Origin of the sequence: Rouxiella sp. Mn2063 (assembly GCF_049319665.1) — a bacterium.
GTDB lineage: Bacteria > Pseudomonadota > Gammaproteobacteria > Enterobacterales > Enterobacteriaceae > JBMOUD01.
Window position 1 is genome coordinate 122,641 of record NZ_JBMOUD010000003.1, and the last position, 22,867, is coordinate 145,507.

20 protein-coding genes are annotated in these 22,867 nt (G+C 46.5%); 11 read left to right on the forward strand and 9 right to left on the reverse strand.

The window, feature by feature from the left end; genetic code table 11:
• Positions 1-184 precede the first annotated feature (184 nt).
• Positions 185-475, forward strand: a complete 291-nt coding sequence (lsrG, locus tag ACL9RG_RS05925) for a (4S)-4-hydroxy-5-phosphonooxypentane-2,3-dione isomerase (RefSeq protein ID WP_422791680.1) — start codon at positions 185-187, stop codon at positions 473-475.
• A 64-nt stretch (positions 476-539) separates the two neighbouring features.
• Here lsrG and ACL9RG_RS05930 read toward each other — a convergent pair whose 3' ends face one another.
• Complete coding sequence (locus ACL9RG_RS05930) at positions 540-1,643, reverse strand: YcbX family protein (protein WP_422791681.1); 1,104 nt, start codon at positions 1,641-1,643, stop codon at positions 540-542.
• A gap of 115 nt (positions 1,644-1,758) precedes the next feature.
• Between ACL9RG_RS05930 and rlmKL the strand changes: the two genes are divergently transcribed.
• The 6 genes from rlmKL to rmf all read left to right on the forward strand — a co-directional run bounded on the left by rlmKL (position 1,759) and on the right by rmf (position 9,782).
• Positions 1,759-3,879 (forward strand): bifunctional 23S rRNA (guanine(2069)-N(7))-methyltransferase RlmK/23S rRNA (guanine(2445)-N(2))-methyltransferase RlmL, encoded by a 2,121-nt coding sequence (gene rlmKL / locus ACL9RG_RS05935; RefSeq protein ID WP_422791682.1) that lies wholly within the window; start codon positions 1,759-1,761, stop codon positions 3,877-3,879.
• 5 nt (positions 3,880-3,884) lie between these two features.
• Positions 3,885-5,789, forward strand: a complete 1,905-nt coding sequence (locus ACL9RG_RS05940) for an ABC transporter ATP-binding protein (protein ID WP_422791683.1) — start codon at positions 3,885-3,887, stop codon at positions 5,787-5,789.
• Positions 5,790-5,868: 79 nt separating this feature from the next.
• On the forward strand, positions 5,869-7,137 hold the full coding sequence (pqiA, locus tag ACL9RG_RS05945; RefSeq protein WP_422791684.1) for a membrane integrity-associated transporter subunit PqiA: 1,269 nt from the start codon (positions 5,869-5,871) through the stop codon (positions 7,135-7,137).
• Positions 7,121-8,764: an intermembrane transport protein PqiB gene (gene pqiB, locus ACL9RG_RS05950; RefSeq protein ID WP_422791685.1), complete on the forward strand. Its 1,644-nt coding sequence runs from the start codon at positions 7,121-7,123 to the stop codon at positions 8,762-8,764. The genes pqiA and pqiB overlap by 17 nt, the downstream gene beginning before the upstream one ends.
• Entirely contained in the window at positions 8,761-9,351 is a 591-nt protein-coding gene (gene pqiC, locus ACL9RG_RS05955) for a membrane integrity-associated transporter subunit PqiC (protein WP_422791686.1), read from the forward strand. The genes pqiB and pqiC overlap by 4 nt, the downstream gene beginning before the upstream one ends.
• 263 nt (positions 9,352-9,614) lie before the next feature.
• Positions 9,615-9,782, forward strand: coding sequence for a ribosome modulation factor (gene rmf / locus ACL9RG_RS05960; RefSeq protein ID WP_104921488.1), 168 nt, complete (start codon positions 9,615-9,617; stop codon positions 9,780-9,782).
• 86 nt (positions 9,783-9,868) lie between these two features.
• Here rmf and fabA read toward each other — a convergent pair whose 3' ends face one another.
• Positions 9,869-10,387 (reverse strand): bifunctional 3-hydroxydecanoyl-ACP dehydratase/trans-2-decenoyl-ACP isomerase, encoded by a 519-nt coding sequence (gene fabA / locus ACL9RG_RS05965; protein WP_422791687.1) that lies wholly within the window; start codon positions 10,385-10,387, stop codon positions 9,869-9,871.
• Between the two features lie 68 nt (positions 10,388-10,455).
• Positions 10,456-12,219: an AAA family ATPase gene (locus ACL9RG_RS05970; protein WP_422791688.1), complete on the reverse strand. Its 1,764-nt coding sequence runs from the start codon at positions 12,217-12,219 to the stop codon at positions 10,456-10,458.
• A 205-nt stretch (positions 12,220-12,424) separates the two neighbouring features.
• On the opposite strand from ACL9RG_RS05970, the gene matP reads away from it, so the two are divergent.
• Positions 12,425-12,883 (forward strand): macrodomain Ter protein MatP, encoded by a 459-nt coding sequence (matP, locus tag ACL9RG_RS05975; protein WP_422791964.1) that lies wholly within the window; start codon positions 12,425-12,427, stop codon positions 12,881-12,883.
• Between the two features lie 268 nt (positions 12,884-13,151).
• Here matP and ompA read toward each other — a convergent pair whose 3' ends face one another.
• Entirely contained in the window at positions 13,152-14,234 is a 1,083-nt protein-coding gene (gene ompA / locus ACL9RG_RS05980; RefSeq protein WP_422791689.1) for a porin OmpA, read from the reverse strand.
• A gap of 360 nt (positions 14,235-14,594) precedes the next feature.
• Positions 14,595-15,101 carry an SOS-induced cell division inhibitor SulA gene (gene sulA / locus ACL9RG_RS05985; protein WP_422791690.1) on the reverse strand — a complete coding sequence of 169 codons (507 nt, stop codon included), beginning with the start codon at positions 15,099-15,101 and terminating at the stop codon, positions 14,595-14,597.
• Positions 15,102-15,302: 201 nt separating this feature from the next.
• On the opposite strand from sulA, the gene ACL9RG_RS05990 reads away from it, so the two are divergent.
• Positions 15,303-15,944, forward strand: coding sequence for a TfoX/Sxy family DNA transformation protein (locus tag ACL9RG_RS05990; RefSeq protein ID WP_422791691.1), 642 nt, complete (start codon positions 15,303-15,305; stop codon positions 15,942-15,944).
• A gap of 109 nt (positions 15,945-16,053) precedes the next feature.
• Here ACL9RG_RS05990 and yccS read toward each other — a convergent pair whose 3' ends face one another.
• Positions 16,054-18,216 carry a YccS family putative transporter gene (gene yccS, locus ACL9RG_RS05995; RefSeq protein WP_422791692.1) on the reverse strand — a complete coding sequence of 721 codons (2,163 nt, stop codon included), beginning with the start codon at positions 18,214-18,216 and terminating at the stop codon, positions 16,054-16,056.
• A 68-nt stretch (positions 18,217-18,284) separates the two neighbouring features.
• Positions 18,285-18,746, reverse strand: coding sequence for a YccF domain-containing protein (locus tag ACL9RG_RS06000; protein WP_422791693.1), 462 nt, complete (start codon positions 18,744-18,746; stop codon positions 18,285-18,287).
• Positions 18,747-18,895: 149 nt separating this feature from the next.
• On the opposite strand from ACL9RG_RS06000, the gene helD reads away from it, so the two are divergent.
• Positions 18,896-20,950: a DNA helicase IV gene (gene helD / locus ACL9RG_RS06005; protein WP_422791694.1), complete on the forward strand. Its 2,055-nt coding sequence runs from the start codon at positions 18,896-18,898 to the stop codon at positions 20,948-20,950.
• A 58-nt stretch (positions 20,951-21,008) separates the two neighbouring features.
• On the opposite strand, the gene ACL9RG_RS06010 is transcribed toward helD, so the two are convergent.
• Complete coding sequence (locus tag ACL9RG_RS06010) at positions 21,009-21,467, reverse strand: methylglyoxal synthase (protein WP_422791695.1); 459 nt, start codon at positions 21,465-21,467, stop codon at positions 21,009-21,011.
• A 213-nt stretch (positions 21,468-21,680) separates the two neighbouring features.
• On the reverse strand, positions 21,681-22,241 hold the full coding sequence (locus tag ACL9RG_RS06015; RefSeq protein WP_422791696.1) for a DUF2057 family protein: 561 nt from the start codon (positions 22,239-22,241) through the stop codon (positions 21,681-21,683).
• A gap of 193 nt (positions 22,242-22,434) precedes the next feature.
• On the opposite strand from ACL9RG_RS06015, the gene ACL9RG_RS06020 reads away from it, so the two are divergent.
• Positions 22,435-22,848 carry a CoA-binding protein gene (locus ACL9RG_RS06020; RefSeq protein WP_422791697.1) on the forward strand — a complete coding sequence of 138 codons (414 nt, stop codon included), beginning with the start codon at positions 22,435-22,437 and terminating at the stop codon, positions 22,846-22,848.
• The last annotated feature ends 19 nt before the right edge of the window (positions 22,849-22,867 follow it).

Genomic DNA, 22,867 nt, shown 5'->3' on the forward strand with positions numbered 1-22,867 from the left:
GTGCATGGCAAATCGAGAAGGATTACTGGGTAAATAAAAAAACAGCGTGCTTAGCCGGTGCTTGAATTGAAAAAACTGTGATTAGCGTTGCAATTTTTCCTGTTTTCAGCGGCGAATGGCGTCATATTTCATATGGTTTATAAGGTAGGTTCTATTTAACAAAAAGCTCAATAAGGAGAGGGAAATGGAAGTGACTCTGGTCGAGATTAACGTTAAAGCTGACAAAGTTGATGAATTCCTTACGGTGTTTCATGCTAATCATTTAGGAGCAATTAAAGAACCGGGTAATTTGCGCTTTGACGTGCTGCAAGATAGCAATATTCCGACAAAATTCTTTATTTATGAAGCTTATGAGGATGAAGCCGCGGTGGCGGCACATAAAAAAACGCCACATTATTTGGCCTGCGTTGAGGCCTTGGAAACGCTAATGAGTGAAGGACGTAAGAAAACGAGCTTTAAAGGGATTTATCCATAAGTTTGCCTATACTGGGGCGGCGCTATTTCGCCGCCTCAACTAAGTATTCTCTCTGCCTGCACATCTAACTTAACACTAGATCCGTCATAGGAATGCAGCTGCAAGAGAGGATTTTACCGTCACCGCCTATCGACGTGGCTTTTAACGCTGAAACTTGTCCCTGTTCTAATACCATTTTACAGCTACCACAAATGCCTGCCCGGCATGAGTAAGGAATACGCAGCCCTTGCTGCTCTAGCTGTTCCAACAAAATTTGCTGATTATTGCCGCTAAACACCGTGCCTCTATAATCGATCTCAACTGATTGTAGGCTATGTTGTGGGACATCAAGACTCGCAACTTGTTCACCTGCCCCATATTGCTGGGCCGGTTGGGTTTCTAGCACCTCAACATTATCGCCAACGCGAATAACACCGCTGTTGAGAGCGAGTAAATTTTGGCCGAAATCGATGGCGCCAGCATCTGTCGTTCGGTAGCCTTGCAGCGTTTTTAGTGGTTCACCATCCGGATGTTTCCGGCCTTTTTCTACACTGACGGTAGTTAACACACAGCGGCTGCAAGGTTTGACAAGTTCGAACTCCACATCGCCGACGCGTATTCTTTTCCACGTATCTTCGGCATAAGCCTGAGCACCGGTTACCACCAGATTTGGTCGGAATTGTTGCAGTTTGACACTGCCTGGGCATCGCTGTTTTAAATCAAACAGCGATGCTTCATTAATTAATAAATAGGGATAGCCATCGGCAAAGGACAGCGGCACATCTGTCTGTTTCTTGACTCGTCGCGTCGGTCTATCTCCGACCCAGCGTAATTGGACTTCACGCTGTAGATGTTCGCTCAGCCAGCGATTGATGTGATCGGGTGCCACCAGCGCGGTAAAATGATTACCCCATACTTCAGTCGGCTGTCCCTCTTGAGAAAAATCGCTAAAGCGAATCTGAGCGTAATCCCCTTCAGGGCTGGTGATCAAAATACCATCCGGTAACAATGCGGGCGTAAATTTGACTAGCTGCGGGTATTGGCGAGCAGTAATAAAGGTTCCCTGCGGATCGGTGAGCATAAACAATCTATCGAAGGCCAGACCGCTTGGCATCACTTGTGCATGAGAAATTTGCAGGCCGCGCATTGATTTAACGGGGTGAACGAATAATTTAGATAGGGTGATCAAGGTTTACGTTCCTTGTTTTTTTTAATCTTAATTCGACGAATTCCCAGAGACTTTATGACAAGTGAGTGGGATTAGCTATAATGCGCAACTATTTTCTTTTTGGTGATATCTCGATATGAACTCTCTGTTTGCCAGCACGGCGCGTGGATTGGAAGAACTATTAAAAAGCGAACTGGAAACGCTGGGTGCACAGGCTTGCAAAGTTGTGCAGGGAGGGGTGCATTTTCAGGGAGACGATCGCCTGCTGTATACCAGTTTGCTGTGGAGCCGTTTGGCATCACGTATTCTGCTGCCGTTGAATGAATTTAAGGTTCACAGCGATCTTGACTTGTACCTCGGCGTGATGGCGATTGACTGGCCGTCTATTTTTAGCGTCGACAAAACCTTTGCTGTACATTTTAGCGGCCTTAATGATGAGATCCGTAACAGTCAGTACGGCGCATTGAGAGTCAAAGACGGCATCGTTGACAGCTTTACTCGCAAAATGGATGAGCGTCCTAATGTTGCTAAGCAACAGCCGGATATTCGCGTGAACGTTTTTCTGCAGCGTGATACCGCAAGTATCGCTTTGGATTTAAGCGGCGAAGGTCTGCATCAACGTGGTTATCGAGACCTGGCTGGACAAGCTCCGTTGAAAGAGAACCTGGCAGCGGCAATTGTCATGCGTTCTGGCTGGCAGGCGGGGACACCGATGGTTGATCCGATGTGTGGTTCGGGTACCTTGCTGATTGAAGCAGCAATGATCGCCGCCGATCGTGCGCCGGGTCTGCAACGGTTGCATTGGGGCTTTACCGCCTGGGAAGGCTTTAATGCTGAGCTATGGCGCGAATTAACGACTGAAGCGCAGGTTCGTACCCGTCGCGCGGTGCAAGATACCACTTCTCGCTTCTTTGGCTCAGATATCGATCGCCGCGTTATTGATATGGCACGTTCTAACGCCCGTCGCGCAGGTGTCGCTGAGTTGATCACCTTCAATGCCAGCGAAGTCGGCAAGCTGACTAACCCATTACCGCAAGGGCCGGTGGGAACCATATTGAGTAACCCGCCTTACGGTGAGCGTTTGGAAAGCGAACCTGCACTGATTGCCTTGCACAATTTACTTGGCCGCATTGCCAAAACCCAGTTTGGTGGTTGGCAGCTGTCGTTGTTCAGCGCTTCACCAGAACTGCTCAGTTGCTTGCAGCTGCGTGCCGATCGCCAGTTTAAAGCGAAAAATGGCCCGCTGGAGTGCGTGCAGAAAAATTACCAGTTAGCTGAAAATCCTACCGGTGCGGCTGGAGTGCAAATTGCTGAAGACTTTGCTAACCGCCTGCGTAAAAACGTCAAGAAGTTGGAAAAGTGGGCTAAACAGCAGGGGATCGAATGCTATCGACTCTATGATGCTGATCTACCAGAATATAACGTAGCGGTTGATCGTTACGGCAGCAAAGTTGTGGTGCAAGAATATGCGCCGCCAAAAACGGTCGATGCACAGAAAGCGCGTCAGCGTTTGTTTGATGTGATCAATGCCACCTTGTCAGTGCTAGATATCTCTTCTAATCAGTTAGTTTTGAAAACCCGTGAGCGCCAGAAAGGGACCAGCCAGTATGAGAAGCTGGCACAAAAAGGCGAATTCCTCATGGTTGATGAATTTAATGCCAAATTGTGGGTCAACTTAACCGACTATCTGGATACCGGTTTGTTCCTCGATCACCGTATTGCACGTCGCATGCTGGGGGAAATGAGCAACGGAAAAGATTTCCTTAACCTGTTTGCTTATACCGGAACCGCCAGCGTACATGCTGGGCTGGGCGGTGCACGTAGTACTACAACGGTAGATATGTCAAGAACTTACCTTGAGTGGGCAGAACGAAACCTGCGCGCTAATGGCTTAACTGGACGTCAGCATCGTCTGATTCAAGCTGATTGTTTGTCTTGGTTAGGGATGGCCGATGAACAATTCGATGTGATTTTTATCGATCCACCAACGTTCTCTAACTCAAAACGTATGGCAGAAAGTTTTGATGTACAGCGTGACCACTTGTCTTTGATGAAAGATTTAAAGCGCATTTTGCGTCGCAACGGTACCATCATGTTCTCCAACAACAAACGTGGCTTCCAAATGGATAGCGAAGGTTTGAGCAAGCTCGGTTTGAGTGCGAAAGAGATCACCAGCCAAACCCTGTCTCAGGATTTCGCCCGTAATCGTCAAATTCATAACTGCTGGCTGATTGTTCATGCCGGCGAGGAAAAATAAAGTTTATGTCGTTAATTAGCATGTCAGGTGCCTGGCTGTCGTTCAGTGACGCGCCATTGTTGGATAATACTGAATTACATATCGAGCCTAATGAACGCGTCTGTCTGGTAGGCCGTAATGGTGCCGGTAAATCGACGTTGATGAAAATCCTCAACCGCGAAGTGCCGTTAGATGATGGCCGCATCGTTTACGAACAGGATTTGATCGTTGCTCGTTTGCAGCAAGATCCTCCGCGTAACGTCGGCGGCACGGTATTCGATTTCGTATCAGAAGGCGTGTTCGAACAGGCCGAACATTTGAAGGCTTATCACGCTATTTCTCATTTGGTGGAAACAGACCCAAGTGAGAAGAATATGAATAAGTTGGCTCAGGTCATGGAGATTCTCGACCACCAAGGTTTGTGGCAGCTTGATAGCCGCATCAGCGAAGTGTTGCTGCAATTGGGATTGAATGGCGATACCGAATTATCTGCGCTCTCCGGTGGTTGGTTGCGTAAAGCCGCGCTGGGTCGCGCGTTGGTGAGTTCCCCTCAAGTTCTATTGCTTGATGAGCCGACCAACCACTTGGATATCGAAAGTATTAACTGGCTGGAAGAGTTCCTCAAAGAGTTCCAAGGCAGCATTATTTTCATTTCGCATGACCGTTCGTTTATCCGCAATATGGCAACACGTATTGTCGATTTGGATCGCGGTAAGTTGGTTTCCTACCCAGGCAACTACGAGCTGTATTTGACGACCAAAGAAGAAGCGCTGCGCGTTGAAGAACTGCAAAATGCCGAGTTTGATAAGAAGTTGGCGCAAGAAGAAGTGTGGATCCGCCAAGGCATTAAAGCACGTCGTACCCGTAACGAAGGCCGTGTTCGTGCCTTGAAAGCTTTGCGTCGCGAACGTTCTGAACGTCGTGAAGTGATGGGCACTGCTAAAATGCAGGTCGAAGAAGCCAGCCGTTCAGGCAAAATCGTCTTTGAAATGGAAGACGTTAGCTACAGCGTGGCGGGTAAACAGCTGGTCAATCGATTCAGTGCGCAAGTTCAGCGTGGAGATAAAATTGCGCTGGTGGGGCCAAACGGCTGCGGGAAAACCACGTTACTTAAATTGATGCTTAGCCAGTTGAAAGCGGATAGTGGCCGCGTGCATTGCGGGACCAAGTTGGAAGTCGCGTATTTCGACCAACATCGTGCGGAGCTTGACCCAGAACGTACCGTAATGGATAACCTGGCGGAAGGTAAGCAGGAAGTTATGGTCAACGGGCGTTCGCGTCACGTGCTAGGCTATTTGCAAGACTTCTTGTTCCACCCTAAGCGTGCAATGACGCCGGTTAAGGCTCTATCTGGTGGAGAGCGTAACCGCCTGCTGCTGGCGCGTTTGTTCCTGCGTCCAAGTAACTTGTTGATTCTCGATGAACCGACCAATGACCTGGATGTTGAAACATTAGAACTGCTTGAAGAGATGATCGATGCTTATCAGGGGACCGTATTATTGGTCAGCCATGACCGTGAATTCGTTGATAACTCGGTAACTGAATGTTGGATCTTCGAAGGCAATGGTGTGATCAACAGCTACGTTGGTGGCTATCATGATGCACATCATCAACGTCGTACTCAGCGTTCAATTCGTCAGACTGCACCGGTCGAAACCAAAACCGCTGCGCCAGTTAAAGCAGAACCTGCTAAACGTACTGCGAATAAATTGAGCTACAATCAGCAGCGTGAACTTGAGCAACTGCCAAAGCTAATCAGCGAATTGGAGGAGAAAATCGCCGCGTTTAATACACAAATGAGCGATGCTGATTTCTTCACTCGTCCGCATGATGAAACCCAAGTCGTCTTAAATGGATTGGCGAGCGCAGAGCAAGAGTTAGAACAGGCATTTGAACGTTGGGAAGCGTTGGAAGCGCAACAAAACGGTTAAACCTGCTGTACATGGGCAGAGGCGCGAGAAAAGGCGAACTCTGTCCATGTTCCTTTACCCGCTTATTGAGGAGTTGAAAGTGTGTTCTCATTCTCATGATCCTCACGTTTTATGTCCCCAATGCGATCTATTGGTGGCACTGCCAGAATTAAAAACTGGCCAAAAAGCCAATTGTCCCCGCTGTAAAACATCGTTAACCAGCCGGTGGGAAGAACCGCGTAAACGACCCGTTGGCTATGCCATTAGCGCGTTGTTTATGTTGCTGTTGGCGAATATGTTCCCTTTTGTGAATATGCGCGTTGCCGGGTTAGGCAGTGAAGTAACGCTGATTCAAATCCCTCGGGTGATGTTCGACGAAAATTATGCCAGCTTGGGTTCGCTGTTTATGATTGTCGTGCAGATGATCCCTGCACTCTGTATGTTAACGATCATTCTGCTTTGTATACCGGTTAAACTGCCCGGTAAGTGGAGTAATCATATTGCCAGAATGCTTTTTCAGCTCAAAACCTGGTGCATGGTAGAAATTTTCCTGGCCGGTGTGTTAGTGAGCTTCGTCAAACTGATTGCCTACGGAGATGTGGGGATCGGTGCCAGTTTTATCCCCTATGTGCTCTTTTGCCTATTACAACTTCGTGCTTTCCAGTGTACTGACCGTTATTGGCTGTGGCAGCAGGTTGCGCCTGCGCCAAAAATTAAACGTGCGATACGTGTCGGGGAAAGCGGATTATCTCAGGGGTTGCGTTCCTGCCAGTGCTGCATGGCAATTTTGCCTGCACAACAATCTGTTTGCCCTCGCTGCGAGTCTAAAGGCCACGCGCGACGTAAAAATAGTTTGCAGTGGACAATCGCTCTACTCGTGACATCGATAATGCTATATATCCCAGCCAACCTTTTGCCGATTATGATCACCCAAGTGCTCGGGGCTAAATTACCCTCAACGATTATGTCTGGTGTGGCGTTGTTATGGGGAGAAGGTTCTTATCCTATTGCGTTGGTGATTTTTATTGCCAGTATCATGGTGCCATCGTTGAAAATGTTAGCGATTGCCTGGTTATGCTGGGATGCCAATAGCAACAAAGAGATTGATAGAGAAAGATTACATTTGGTATATGAAGTGGTCGAATTCGTCGGCCGCTGGTCAATGATTGACGTATTTGTTATCGCCGTATTGTCCGCATTGGTAAGAATGGGGCAGTTGATGAGTATTTACCCCGACATGGGCGCGCTGCTTTTCGCCTCGGTGGTGATTTTAACGATGTTTGCTGCGATGACATTTGATCCGCGTCTAATCTGGGATCGTTCGGAAAATAAAACAACTAAGGAGCATATTGATGTCGGAAGAGAATAAAGGCATTGCTGATATCGATAAGATTAAGCGCTGGTCGCCAGTCTGGATTGTTCCTATTGTCACTGCCTTGATTGGGCTATGGGTGCTGTTCTATCACTTTAGCCACCAGGGGCCAGAAGTGACGTTGATTACTAATTCTGCTGAAGGTATTGAAGGGGGGAAAACCTCTATCAAGAGTCGCAGCGTCGATATCGGCAAAGTCGAGACAGTAACGCTGAGTGATAACCTGCAACAGGTCATCATCAAAGCGCGTCTTAACTCCGGTATGGATAAAATGCTCAAGGGTGATTCAGTATTTTGGGTAGTGAAGCCACAGATAGGCCGTGAAGGTATTTCTGGTTTGGGGACTTTACTTTCAGGTGCCTATATCGAATTGCAGCCTGGGCGCAAAGGGAATGAACCCGACGAATATAAATTATTAGATGCGCCACCTTTGGCCTCACCCGATGCGAAAGGTATCCGTGTATTACTCGATAGCCAGCGCGCAGGTCAATTGAATCCAGGCGATCCGGTATTGTTCCGTGGTTATCAGGTCGGTTCAGTTGAAACCAGCTATTTCGACCCGAAAAAACGTCAAATTGAATACCAACTGTTTATTCGTGCACCTTACGATAGCTTGGTCACGACTAACGTAAGATTCTGGAAAGACAGCGGTATTGCCGTGGATATGTCAGCTCAAGGAATGCGGGTAGAAATGGGGTCACTCACCACATTATTTAGCGGTGGAGTAAGCTTTGACGTGCCGGAAGGATTCGAGCGGGGGGATCAAGCCAAGAACAGCAGCGCTTACCAACTCTTTGACGATCAGCGTAGTACGCAAGACTCTCTATATACCAACCATATGGATTACTTGCTGTTCTTCTCTGACTCGGTTCGCGGGTTGCAACCTGGTGCGCCGGTTGAATTCCGTGGAATACGTTTAGGGACGGTTGCTCAGGTGCCTTATTTCGTGCCTCAGATTAAGCAGCAGCTTGAAGATGGCTATCGCATTCCAGTGTTAATCCGAATTGAGCCAGACCGTTTTGAAAAGCAATTGGGTAATAATTTTGATGTGTCATCTCATATTAAAGATGGTGTCATCAATGGCCTGCGTGCTTCTTTGAAATCGGCTAACTTGATTACGGGATCGCTTTACGTTGATTTGGACTTCTATCCAAATGAGAAAAAATGGAACGGGCCGGCGAAAGTTGATGGCGTACCGGTATTGCCGACTGTTAGCGGTGGCTTGGCGCAAATTCAGCAAAAACTGATGGCGACCTTGGATAAAATCAACGCATTACCGTTGAATCCAATGATCGACCAAGCAACTAAGACATTGGCCGAAAGCCAAAAAACGCTGAAATCTACTCAGCAAACCATCGATTCACTAAACCAATTAATGTCTAGTGATGACATGAAAAAGCTGCCAAAAGATATGCAAAATACTCTTCAGCAAATTAACCGTAGCATGAAGGGCATCCAACCAGGTTCACCAGCCTATAATAATCTGGTAGGAGATATGCAGCGCTTGGATCAGACTTTACGTGAACTTCAGCCGGTTCTGAAAACACTCAATGGAAAAAGCAACGCACTGATTTTCGCAGCCCCTGGGCAAAACGATCCTCAGCCGAAGAAGGCCAAACAATGATGAAATGGATACCTGTCGTCTTAGCATTATTATTGACAGCTTGTAGCAGCAGCTCGAGCGAGAAAGCGTATTACCAACTGCCAACATTAGACAGTGGGAATACGACTCAACAAACTGCTGCTCAAAGCGGGAGTTTGTTGGCGTCAAGTACTGCGCCAAGAAGTTTATGGATTGAGCATGTTGGTGTGGCTGATTACCTGGCAGGCTCTGGCGTGGTTTACCAAACCAATGATGTGCAATACGTTATTGCGGCGAATAACCTGTGGGCTAGTCCTTTAGATCAGCAATTACAGCAAACGTTGACCAGCTATTTACGCCGTGGTCTGCCTGGTTGGATTGTCACCGGCCAGCAGCCTGAAGCCGGCGCTCAGGACCGCTTAAACGTTGAAGTCACTGGTTTCCACGGGCGTTATGATGGTAATGCAGTGATCAGCGGGTATTGGACTCTAAGCCATGATGGCCAGACGACGCAGCGTAATTTCTCATTTGTTCTGAAACAACAGGCCGATGGATACGATGCGCTGGTTCGTACTCTCGCGGCGGGATGGCAGCAGGAAGCGAGCAGTATCATTTCTCAAATCAGATAATTTTTTCTAAACAGAATGTCCATAAATCCCGTTTTTTGCTAAAGCAGAGAGCGGGATTTTTTATTGGCTTTCAGGTGGATGACTTTTCTGGCGGCGCGATTAGCTTGTGCGCAATCAGTTAAGATAACCTGCTTACATGACATTTGTATGAAATTTGCACATTGACCTGTGAGCATATTAGCGCTATTTGTTAAACGTGAGCTGCGCTATGCGAGCCACTGTTTTTCTTTCCACTTGACCTGAATAAATGAGGGACACGAGGCATGAAGAGACAAAAACGCGATCGCCTGGAACGGGCACTATCACGTGGTTATCAAGCTGGTATTGGTGGGCGTTCGAAAGAGATTTGCCCCTACCAATCATTAGATGCACGCTCGCATTGGCTTGGAGGTTGGCGACAAGCCATGGAGGACAGAGCAGTTACCGCATAGCGGCTCTTGTCAGTAAATGGAATGACCTCCGCCATGTTGCGGAGGTCTTTGAAGATGACAGAATCTATAGCTGTCTGTACGAGCAATTAGAATGCAGTTGCATCCTTGAATAAACCTACTTTTAAATCGCTCGCGGTGTAGATAACCACACCATCAACCAGTACTTCACCATCAGCAACACCCATGATCAGTTTACGGTTGATAACGCGTTTAAAGTTCAGACGGTAAGTGACCAGTTTAGCTGTAGGCAGGACTTGTCCAGTGAATTTCACTTCGCCAACGCCAAGGGCACGACCTTTACCTTCGCCACCTAACCAACCCAGATAGAAGCCAACCAGCTGCCACATTGCGTCCAGACCCAGACAGCCTGGCATCACTGGATCGCCAATGAAGTGACAACCAAAGAACCACAGGTCTGGATTAATATCCAATTCTGCTTCTACATAACCTTTGTTATGAGTGCCGCCGTCTTCAGACATTTTGACGATGCGATCCATCATCAACATATTTCCCGATGGCAGCGGTGGGCCGCCAGCGCCGAAGAGTTCGCTACGGCCTGAAGCTTCGAGGTCTGCTTTGGTATAGGAATCGCGTTTTTGTACCATGTTCGATGTAAGCCTTATTTTATTGAAGAACGCAGGTTAGCTAACAGCTGTACGCTGAACAAGTCCGATCAGCTGTGGTTAAACCAGTTTAGCCAACGCGGAAGCCAAGGGAATCGACGGCGTTCTGGTGCTGTCACCTGTGCAATTCTCTCTTGAATAATACCGAGTAAACTCGGACTTTCCTGGTCTTCTTCTGTATTTGCAAAGAGTAAACCGGTCAAAATAGGCAGCGCTTCCGCTGCATTATCAACGGCCCACAAGTGGAACTGGCCTTCTCGCACCGCGTCGATAACTTGCTGGTGCAGGCACAGATTTCTTACGTTGGCGGTCGGCAATACGACCCCTTGTTTTCCGGTCAAACCACGACGTTGGCAGACTTCGAAAAAGCCTTCGATTTTTTCATTGGCACCGCCAATAGGCTGCACGTTACCAAACTGATCGACCGATCCGGTAACGGCAATTTGCTGATTGATTGGCTGCATCGCCAATGCACTGATTAAGGCACTTAATTCGGCTAATGATGCGCTGTCGCCATCAACTTCACCGTAAGACTGTTCAAAAACAATCGAGGCAGAGAAGGGCAGTGGTTGGTCAAGTTCAAGCTCAGCGATAAGGTAAGCCTGCATAATCATCATGCCTTTAGCATGCAGATTACCCCCGAGCTCTGCTTTGCGTTCTACATCCATCACCTCGCCATCGCCGGTATGTACGACACAGCTTATGCGCGAAGGTTCACCAATAGCACGAGGATGCCCTGGGTATTCTAGTACGGATAATGCATTGATCTGCCCGATGATTTCACCATCGGTCTCAATACGGATTTGCCCCAGCTCAATTTCATCCTGCATCCGCTCTTGCAGATAGCTTTCTCGCCAAGCTTTGGTGCTTTGCGCTGCATCAAAAGACTCGGCGGACAGCGAGTCACTTTCGTTATACAGTGCGGCATCGGTCAATTGTGCCGATAACCATGATGGGCAAAGCGGCAGACTGCCCTGATCGGTACTAAAGCGAATTGCCGCAGTGAACAGCTTCGGCCAAGCTTCGGCAGCTAAACGTGGTAGCTCTAGTTCGTCAGCCAGCGTATTGACGTAAGCACACCAGTTTTCCATATCTGTCGGTTCGGTTAACGGCAGATCGTTTTCGAATTCGCCGTAGATGGCTGATTCGAGCAGCTCCGGCTCCATATCGTTGATTTCGCCGAGCGAAAGACGATCGCCAACCAGAATCAGTTTGATATCCAGTGGCATTGGTGGAACGCTAACTGGAAGCGGACGGTTTTCATCAGGAGAAATCCACTGATAGCTGCCTTGAGTCAGCATCTGCTTCAGCCGTAGCCACATTAATGGCTGAGCTAGCAGCGTGCGTATTGATAAGATTAATACGCCACCGTTAACCTGATGAACCAGGCCTGGTTGTAGACTAATTTGATCTTTAAATATTCGGACACAGCCAAACAGTTGTTCTGGCTCAACCCATTCTTGATATAAACATGGCGATTGAGCGCTAAACGGACCTTCAGGACTTTTTGCAGGCTCAAGCGTAATGCTATTACCTTCAATGAGATAGTGGCTGCCAATCAGGAATTCCGGCTCAGGCAATAGCTCAGTGACGACATCTGCCAGACGAGCCAAATACTCACGGCTTTCCTGTGCTTTGACCGTCATAAAGCGTGCACGGGAGTTGGGATGGCAAAATACGCTCAATCCATTTTCCAGCCGTGGCTGAGTGCTGGCAAAATCTACAGGAGCCAGTTGAGCCGCGGCCGCAAAAATTTCCTGATACGGCGTGAAATCCGGCAGTAAGAGCTGCCAATCAAGTCGGTTATTGGTCAATGTGTTAGCTGTAGTCTTTAAAGGAAAAAAGCGATTATACAAGAATAAGGGCAACTGCATACCACGAGAGTCACGGATAGGCTAACCAGAGCGGAGATTCTGCGTTGTGTGCGCAAAAAGTAGACAATATTATTTCTAATAGCGGTGAAAAGTGAAATAAAGCTGTTATGCTTATCAAAGTTACATCGTCACAGAAGAGCTCATGATGAAATATCAGCAGCTAGAAAATCTTGAGAGTGGATGGAAATGGAAGTACCTGGTGAAAAAACACCGGGAAGGTGAACGCATCACCCGCCATCTGGAAAATAGCGCAGCTGAGGCCGCGGTAGACGAATTACTCAAGCTTGAAAATGAACCCGTGAAAGTGATGGAGTGGATCGCCAATCATATGAACGGGGGATTGGATAATCGTCTAAAGCAGACAATCCGTGCCCGACGTAAGCGTCATTTCAACTCTGAGCATCAGCATACGCGCAAGAAATCAATTGATCTGGAATTTTTGGTTTGGCAACGATTGGCAGGGCTGGCACAGCGTCGTGGAGTGACGTTATCTGACACGATTATTCAATTATTGGAAGATGCTGAGCGCAAAGAGAAATATGCCTCTCAAATGTCTCTGTTGAAACAGGATCTCAAACAGATCCTAGATGAGAAAGATAGATAGCGTTTAGTTGAATGAGCCAGCGGTTTTTCTTTTCGATCTATACCCAAGAAACGCCGAGATGTAGGTAGGTAGCGACTGAGAGACAAATCTGCCTGCAGTAGATTTTAATGCTGCTTGCAGCGGTCCTAATAGCGCGAGGCTCAAGGATGAGCCGGGTAACTGCAGCAAATATCCCCGTAACTTTAAGCATCAAGACTGTATAGCCGTTAATAAAAAAACCCCGCCTAGGCGGGGTTTTGAAGTTTTAATACCAATAACGCAGTATTACTTAAGCCTGTGGCTGAGTAACAACGTCTTTGATACCTTTAACTTCGATTTCTACGCGACGATCTGGGCCCAAGCAGCTGATCAGAGCAGCGCGTTTGCCTTTCACGTTGTCACAGGTAGAACCGGTAACTGGGTCAGCAGAACCTTGACCACGTGCAGAGATCTTGTTAGCAGGGATACCTTTAGATACCAGGTAATCTACTACGCTTTGAGCGCGTTTTTCAGACAGCTTCTGGTTGTACTGTGCAGAACCCAGGCGGTCGGTGAAACCAAGAACAACTACTGAACCGTCTTTCGGATCCAGTGAGCTCAACTGAGTGTACAGTTGGTTCAGCGCTTGCTGACCTTCTGGCTTCAGAGTTGACTTGTCGAAGTTGAACAGAACGTCAGACTTCAAAGTGAACTTGTGAGTTTCAACAACTGGAGCTGGAGCTGGTGCTGGAGCCGGAGCTGGCGCAGCAACAACATCATCTTGACCGAAACGGTAAGAAACGCCAACAGACAGAGTTGCGTTATCAGGACGTGCACCAACGGTAGCAGCATCACCGATGTTGTTAACCCATTGGTAATCCAGACGGGTAGCCCAGTTTTTGGTTACAGCGTATTCGAAACCAACTGCTGCCAGTGGAGAAACGCCAGTGTCGTTGTCGCTGATGTGTTTCTGATCAGTTACACCGAAGTTACCTTTAGAGTCTGCACGCCAAACCATACCACCCAGACGGGTGTAGATGTCCAGATCGTCAGTCAGTGGGTAGCTCAGTTTAGCAGTCAGCTGAACGCCTTGTGCTTTGAATGCGCCATTGTTTACGCTGCCTTTGTAAGGCATACGGCCAAGCCAGTCATAACCCAGTTCGAAGCCCAGGTATTGGTTTGCTTGGTAACCACCGAAGGCACCAGCAGCCAGTTGGCTGTCGTGAGTTGGGCCATTGCCAATGTCTTGATAGGCATTAGCGAAACCTTTGTCGTGGTACTGGGACCAGCCCAATTTGCCACCGGTGTACCAAGTGTTATCTTTAGGAGCGGCTTGTGCTACGGTAGCGAAACCTGCCAGTGCCACTGCTAATGCGATAGCTGTCTTTTTCATTTTTTGCGCCTCGTTATCATCCAAATAGCCAATTGAGCTTTAAGCTGTTTTAAGCCCTTGGTTAAATTCCTTCGCCCAGGTTATGTGCTTCAATTCAAAACTTGCCACTTTAAGTTGGCATTATAGAGCAACCTTGGCGATGTAAAGTCTACAACGTGGCGAGAAACTTACAAGCCTGATGTGTTAATGCTAAAGAAAAAAAGGCAAAAACGTACACATTTCTTAACAGGTTAGGCATATTGTTGACGAAACTATGCATTTTATTATGGCTGTATTGTTGTTATTTACCGTTAAAAATGGGTTTTTTAGCATAAAAAACTGGTTTTATGTATTTATTCGTCAGAAAACTCCTAATTTCAATTAATGGTATAAAGCAGAGTGAATTTTTACTGTTGGAAGCTGTCTTTCAGCTGAAATTAGAGAATTTTGAGGTCTCATTACAAACCCATAAGCCCCACCTCGTTTCGCCGCCATTTGCAGTTTTTCTCGATCTGCATCATTTAACTCCGGTAACCATCCTAACACGACACTGTAGTTCCCTGTCTGGAGCGCTTTAGCCATCGCGTCAATCGAAGAGAGTCCTTGCAGTTGATTAATCTGAATCATTTTATCCATCGGTAACCCGGATTGTATCAGCCAATTGCGGCTGAGCTTCTGCTGAGGGGATAGCCAGAGTAACCATCGCGACTGCATGCCTAAATACTGCAGTAACGGAAGTAACAACAATGACAAGGTTGTGTGCTCTTCGTCGTAGACAAATTCACTGATCACACCGTTATTACCTAGTGATGGCAGGCGCTGTATCGACTGATTACCAGACAAATCCAGCCGATTGAATTGATTGGAATGAGGTATATAGGTTCGCATAATGTCGTCCGTCAGTAGTTACTGTATAAACATACAGTAATTCTGTTTTGGCTAAAGATCAATCCAAATTTTCCAAGACGTCTCGCATATTTTGATAGCAATCTACTGTAATTGCATTTTCAATTTGGCTGCTGCTCTGACATTGCGTATTTTGCGCTTAAGGGGTTCGTGTAACTTGTTCTTGTTAAAAAAGGATTTTATATGAAAAAGGATATCGCCATGATTCAAAAAACAAAAAACAGGGTATCGCAGGCTAAATCTTTGCTTTCCTCATTAGGTAATATCCGTTCGAGGTCACAGTTTGGTGGCTATAGTCTCTCCGTTGAGTCGACTATTTTTGCGTTGGTCTCAGACGGCGAGCTTTATCTGAGAGAAACCTGTGAAAACGAACAGATGCTACATGCGATGCAATGTAACCCAATGATTTACCGCAAGCGGGGTTTAGAAGTGTCGTTACGCTATTTTGAAGTCAGCGAGGCCTTATGGCAGGAACCACAAAGATTACTGCTATTGGCTGCACAATCACTACAGGGAACGTTGCTAGAGCATGAGGCAAAGAAGCGTTTAAACAAACGATTAAAGGATTTGCCTAATATTAATTTATCGATAGAACGACTGCTCTGGCGCATAGGTATTCATAGTTACCGTGAATTACGTCTACAGGGCGCAATTTCGACCTATGTAAAACTTTGTGCGGTAAATAAGAATATTGGGCTCAATGTGCTTCTTGCACTCGAAGGGGCTATTCTTGGCACCCATCAGGCGGTAATACCTCTTGCATCTCGCAATGCTTTGATTAGATGGTATCGCGCTTATAAAAATGAAAGTCGTTCGATGAACTAGGCCAGAGATCGGCGGGGAGCTCATCCTTGTTTCCCGCCGATCACCAGTTATTTTCTAAAACTACAAACTAATTGTCTAAAACTACAGGCTAATTGTCTAAAGCTGCGAACTAAACCGTGCCAGGTGTTTCAGGTGTACTACTCGGAACAATTTTATTATTCAGGCTAGTCAACTCAGGCAGATGTTCAATCAACAGGCCTATCTGTTGTAACACCAGTTGATCGCTGGTATCAGATTCTGTGGTCTTAGCCTGGATACGTTCAGAAAGTTGCTTGAGTAATAGTGTAATTCTTTCAGCGTGTTCTGGCCCATGATGCAAGGCGTCATCAACATAACAAACCGCATCATTGAGAATACCCAATGTCTCTGTATCTTCGAGCTTTTCCCGATGCGCACCTAAAGCGGAAATATAACTTAGCATTGTATGGTTCAAACAAAGCAAGCGGAAAGCCGCATCCATTGTTTCGCTATCGTTGTCTTTCTCTGAGGTCATGTTAGAGACAACTGAGGCTAATTCAGCATCGCAGTTGTGTGCATCACGCCTGGCTAATCGATAATCAAGCCCATTATCTTTACCTTGATGATATTGGACTAAAATGGCGTCTAGATAGCGGCAATTTGCATAAAGCGTTTTACTTACAACGGTAGGTAATTGACGGAAGTGCCAATCCGGCCAGATAAAACTAACCGCAGCCCATGCAATGATACATCCCAATATGGTATCTAGCGCACGAGGGATGGCGACTTCAAAACCTTCTCCTAACAGGTTAAAGCACAGCAATACCAGTAAGGTGATGAACATTGTCGCCTGGGCATACTGATGGTTGCGGAAGGCGAAGAACAACATGCCACTAATAACAATAAGTATCATCTGCCCTTCGGCTGAGGGGACAAAATAAAGAATAGGGATACTAACGACTATTCCTGCTAGCGTACCGACAATACGCAATGCCAAGCGCCGCTTGGTTGCACTGTAGTTTGGCTGGCAAACAAACAGGCTGGTCATCAATATCCAATAGCCGTGACTTAATCCGCTGACTTTAATCACCATATAGCCGACGAAAAATACAATCGACATGCGTACAGCATGACGAAAAAGCGCAGATTTTGGTGTCAAATGGCGTGAAATTCGCAAGCGGATATCTTGGAATCCTGTAATACCTTCTTCAGCGAAAGTTTTCTGCCCATTAGAATCATCCGCCAGCGATTGTTCTGATTCGATGCTTGAGAGTTGCGCATCAATTGCTCGTAGATTTTTAAGCAAATTGCGCAGTGCTTTCATCATGCCACGGTCTTGCCCAATCATTGCTAACCGGTCCAAAGCATTTTCAAGGCGATTAAATGCCTGCTCAAATCGGCTGTTATGCTGATATTTTTGCCGGTAAATAATGCATTGGGATAACTGATTACACGCGCTGGACTGCATGCTCATCAGCCGCTGAAAGCGAAAAAGAATATCGGTATGATGGAACTGTTCATGCAGCTTTTTATATTGAACATGGGTTGAACTAGCCCGTTCATGAATATCTTGCGCGACGAAATAATATTGCAATGTTCGACGCGTTCCTTTTTGCCCACGGTCACCTTTCAAGCGGCTTTGCAGACTGGTTTTTGTTTGATTAAGCGTGGCAACTAGCTGGCTATTAGCCATTGCAGTATTAATCAACTGCTGATTGTTATCGCCTTCCATATCGGGGTCGAACAAATTCGCTTTCGCCTCAAGATAGGAGGCAAGCCGCTGATAGCACTGCGCCAAATGATCTTGCAGCGGTCTAATTGGGAAGATGATATGGCCAGCCAGCGTTAATAGGTTGTACCACAATGCCCCTGCAATCAGCAGCATCGGTTGTTCATACCAAAACACAAACATGTTATTGGTGCCGAGCATGGTATAGATGGCGATTAACAGTGCACCGAAGGCAATAGTAGCGTAGCGCTGGCCGAGCGCGCCAAGCAAAATAAAACCCCAGGTTGACAGGACTAACCCAATAGCAAATAGCCAAGGATAGGGAAAGAGTACAACGACCGAAACAGAGGCAATAACAAAGCAAATCAGCGTAATGAGAAGGTTGAGCAGACGGCCAGTGAGTCGATCGTCTAAGTCGGTTAAGGCGGCAGCCACAACGCCAAGTGCGAGTGGAATAGTTAATTTGGGTTGTGCAATGAGCCAAGGTGCGGCAACGGCTCCAGTAAAGGCAAGGAATATTCTTATATTATACAGCAGGTTACTATTATAAGCGTAACGCCTTAAGCCAGGTGCAATAGATAACACTGAAAAAACTCCAGAGTAATAAAGAAGTTTAAATAAAATGGGGTGTTAACCACCCCTGCTATGTAGAGTTAGCGGAACTGTCCATTTTTTATATTACGTGCGGCATTCGCCTCACGAACTTGTTTTGCCAATTCAACTGATACCACGCGACGGCCTACCGGCCAAAGCGCAATGGCGGCCAGTTTAAAATTCGCAATACCAACCGGGATACCAATAATTGTGCAGCACTGTACGATGCCTGCTGCGATATGCGACAGACATAACCACCAGCCAAAGAAAACGAACCAGAGGATATTGAGCAGTGTGCCGCCGCCGGATAAAAGCGCATTTTTTTTCTCAGGATAAAGCTCGTCGACATGCACCGCTTCATTACCAAAAGGTATAAAAGACAGGCGAGTGATTTCCCAACATGAGCGGGTAAGCGGCAGGGTAAATATTAAGATGATACTGACTAGCGTGGCAAGCAACCACGCCAGAGTAGTAAAAAATCCACCAAGAACAAAATTAAGGATATTTAATACAGTACGCATAAATTACTCACTCTTGAGAGACTTAACTTGTTAACACGCTTTTAATTTTAGCCTGTTTTATTCTACTCTGTTTTTAGCGCTGGAGCGCCACTGCTTATCGCAGGTAAACTGCCAGTAATCAATGAATAAAATTAAAATGGCCGGATAATATGGAACTGAAAGCGACTTCGTTTGGTAAGCATCTGGCGCAGCATCCTTATAATCGGGTTCGTCTGCTCAACGCTGGTGTAGAAGTAAGTGGGGATAAACACCAATATCTAATCCCTTTTAACCAGTTAATTAACATTAAATGCAAGCGTGGCATTGTTTGGGGGGAGTTGGAGTTTGAACTTCCCGAAGAAAAGGTTGTACGCCTGCATGGCACGGAATGGCAGGAAACACAGCTATTTTATCAGCACCTGCTCAAAATTTGGCAGGGCTGGAGCCAAGAGATGAGCGATGTCAGCGCCGGAGTGTTGCAAGACCAGGTGCAAAAAATTGTTCGTATCGAGCAGCAAGACAAATGGTTTAAAGGCAGTGAGCTTGCAAGCTTGCAGCAGGGGATCAGGGATGCTTTTGACGCGCTGCCGATGCCTGTTGAGCGCTTGACCGATTTCGAACATTGCCGTGATGATTATCAAACCTGTCTCAAATGGTTAACTCAGGGGTTGCAGAGCGTCAAATTGCGAAACCAAAACTGGACTGATAGGACAATAGAGGCCCAGCGAGAGTTCTTCAATAGTGTTGAGACAACACCGCTAAATGATAGTCAATGTCGTGCCGTTGTTAATGGTGAGAATGCTGTTCTGGTACTCGCTGGAGCAGGGAGTGGGAAAACCTCAGTATTAGTCGCACGCGCCGGCTGGTTATTACACCGACAAGAAGCGACACCAGATCAAATTTTACTCTTAGCCTTTGGCCGACAAGCTGCTGATGAGATGAATAGCCGCATTCAGGCGCGTTTGGGGATCGATGGTATCAAAGCCAAAACCTTCCATGCGCTTGCGCTGCACATTATTCAGGAAGGCAGTAAAAAAACACCGAAAATTAGTAAGCTGGAAACCGACAGCAAAGCTCGTCGCAATCTACTAGTGAAAACGTGGCAACAGCAATGTAGTGAAAAGAAGGCGCAGGCCAGCGGCTGGCGGCAGTGGCTAAATGACGAGCTTGAATGGGAGATTCCTGAAGGTGAGTACTGGAAGAATAAAGCCCTGGCTGAACGTTTGGGAGCAAGGCTAGAACGCTGGTTGAGTTTAATGCGCATGCACGGTGGTAGTCAGGCACAAATGATTGAGCAGGCATCTGATGAGTTGCGTGATCTTTTCGGTAAACGTATTCGCCTGATGGCGCCATTGCTAAAAGCTTGGAAAACGGCTTTAAAAGAGGAAGATGCGGTTGATTTTTCTGGGTTGATTCATCAGGCGGTGAATATTCTGGAAAAAGGTCGTTTTATCAGCCCATGGAAACATATTTTAGTGGATGAGTTTCAGGATATTTCACCACAACGCGCGCATCTTTTGTCAGCTTTACGCCAACAAAATAGCCAAACGCATTTGTTCACGGTGGGAGATGACTGGCAGGCGATCTATCGTTTTAGCGGCGCTGAGTTGGCGCTTACAACAGCGTTTAATAAAAACTTTGGTGAAGGCGCACAGTGTGCACTCGATACGACTTATCGTTTTAATGACCGTATTGGTGAAATCGCTAACCGATTTATCCAGCAGAACCCCTATCAGTTAAAAAAACCGCTAAATAGCCTAAGTAAAGGTAATAAGAAAAGTGTGGTTATTTTACCTGAAGAGCAAATTTCAGCTCTGTTAGATAAACTAAGTGGCTACGCTAAAGAAGAGGAAAAGATCCTGATTCTGGCGCGTTATCATCATCTCTGCCCTGATATTTTGGCTAAAGCTGCCACTAAGTGGCCGAAGCTTAATATTGAATTTATGACCATTCACGCCAGTAAAGGTCAACAAGCGGAATACGTCATAATTGTTGGTTTACATGAAGGGAACGATGGTTTTCCAGCGCCAACCCGTGAATCGATTCTTGAACAGGTATTGTTGCCTGAGCCAGAGAATTTTGCTGACGCAGAAGAGCGGCGTTTGCTCTATGTCGCGATAACTCGCGCTAAGCACCAAGTATGGTTAATGCAGGACAAAGAACGGCCATCAGTTTTCGTTGAGCAGTTAGAGCAGCTTGGCGTACCAACTCAGCGTAAACCTTGATCCCCATTCTCTGTTCGGTCAATCCGCCGAACAGAGAACTTATGCGTTAGCCTTGGAATTATTTGAGGCGGTCTTGCAGATAGCGCTGATAATCGGGAATGGTGATATCTACTGCTGTTTTGAACAAAGGGGAGTGAATCAAAAAATCTGCCGTTGCACGATTATTAGCAACCGGAATATTCCACACCGTGGCTAATCTCAGTAATGCTTTGACATCGGGGTCATGCGGAACCGCATTTAATGGATCCCAAAAGAAAATCAGCATATCGATTTTCCCCTCAGAAATGAGAGCACCTACTTGCTGATCGCCGCCCATTGGCCCACTTAACATGCTTTTAACGGGTAAGCCGGTCTTCTGTTCGACTAAATTCCCAGTAGTGCCTGTTGCATACAAAATGTGCTCTGCGAGTTGCGCTTTGTTGCTATCCGCCCAGTTTAATAGGTTATTTTTACAATGGTCGTGAGCGACTAATGCGATATGTTTTTTAGGAGCAATGGTTCGAGAAGTGTATTCCATCAGAGTAGCCTTAGTCTTAAGCCGATAAATCCAAGAGTACTGAAACTACCCGGCACAGAGAAGCATTTAACGTAAAAAATCATATCATGCAGACTATTACGTGAAGTCGGCTGCAAAAAGGTGCGAGGAAAGGCTACTGGCGTGGAGGAAATGATGTTGGGCAGTCTGTTTGTGTAGATAGGGCACTCATAAATAACCAGCTAGCGACAGCAATCAGTTATTGATAACACCCTCGGCGTTTTGATAGTAAACGATATCTTCTTCTGCATTTTCACTTTCTGGGGCCGCAAAAGCTGCGATCGATGCACTCTGTGCTGAAAGGTTATAGTCGCGCATAATCTGTTCAATATCACGGTTGTCGATTGGCGTTTTTAGGGTGTCGCGCTGTGCGTTAACAACATGGCCATTTTCATCAAGCAGGCGAAAATTCATCTTTGTGTTGAATTGCATGTTGTCATACTCATTGTTTAGCTCTGGCAAGCTAACTGTTACCGTTTTAAGGTTTTTAGCGTCAAAAGAGACGATCATGGGTTGTGACGATAGGCGTTGCCCCTGGTTTGTACCCGTGGGAACATATTTATTCACTTGAAATAAAACCTGATGAATTCCCCCATCCAGCTCAAGGCTATCGGCACCTTTTAGTATTGGGCCCGACATCTCTTTACCATCAACCACAAGAACATCGATTTCTGTTGAAAGCTTAAGGCTTGTCGCGTAGGCGGGAGTGAACAGATTTACTACAAACAGGCTGGCAGCGATTAGGCCAGTTTTCATTTATTACCTCTTTTCCCATGACTCACCCTGTATTATTAAGCATTGCTCATAATGTGTCAAAATTTTGCAAAATGTATTTAAATAGGTGCTTTGCAACATATCACTAGATCAAAGATGCTGCTGGTAGCTCAAACGATGTTAAATAAGTTAGCTAAAATAGAAGCTGATGAAATAACGTTAAGAGGACAATATTGTGCAAGATAAGGAACTCAGCGACCTGCTTGTGCAGGTCAAAACCATTGCATTAGTGGGGGCGAGTGATAAACCGAATAGAGCCAGTTATAGTGTAATGGCTTATCTATTGGAACAGGGATACAACGTTATTCCTGTAAGCCCCAAGTTAGCTGGGCAAGATCTGCTGGGACAGCCTGTCGTCGCTCAACTGGCAGATATTACGACGCCGGTAGATATGGTTGATGTATTTCGTAATGCCGAGGCTGCCTATGGTGTTGCACAAGAGGCGATAGCTATCGGTGCGAAAGTACTATGGCTGCAACTTGGCGTGATTAACGAGCAGGCGGCGGCAATAGCAAAACAAGCCGGTTTGCAGGTGGTTATGGACAAATGTCCGAAGATAGAAATCCCTCGACTGGGATTGGCTCGATAAAAGTAAAGCCAGAATGAAA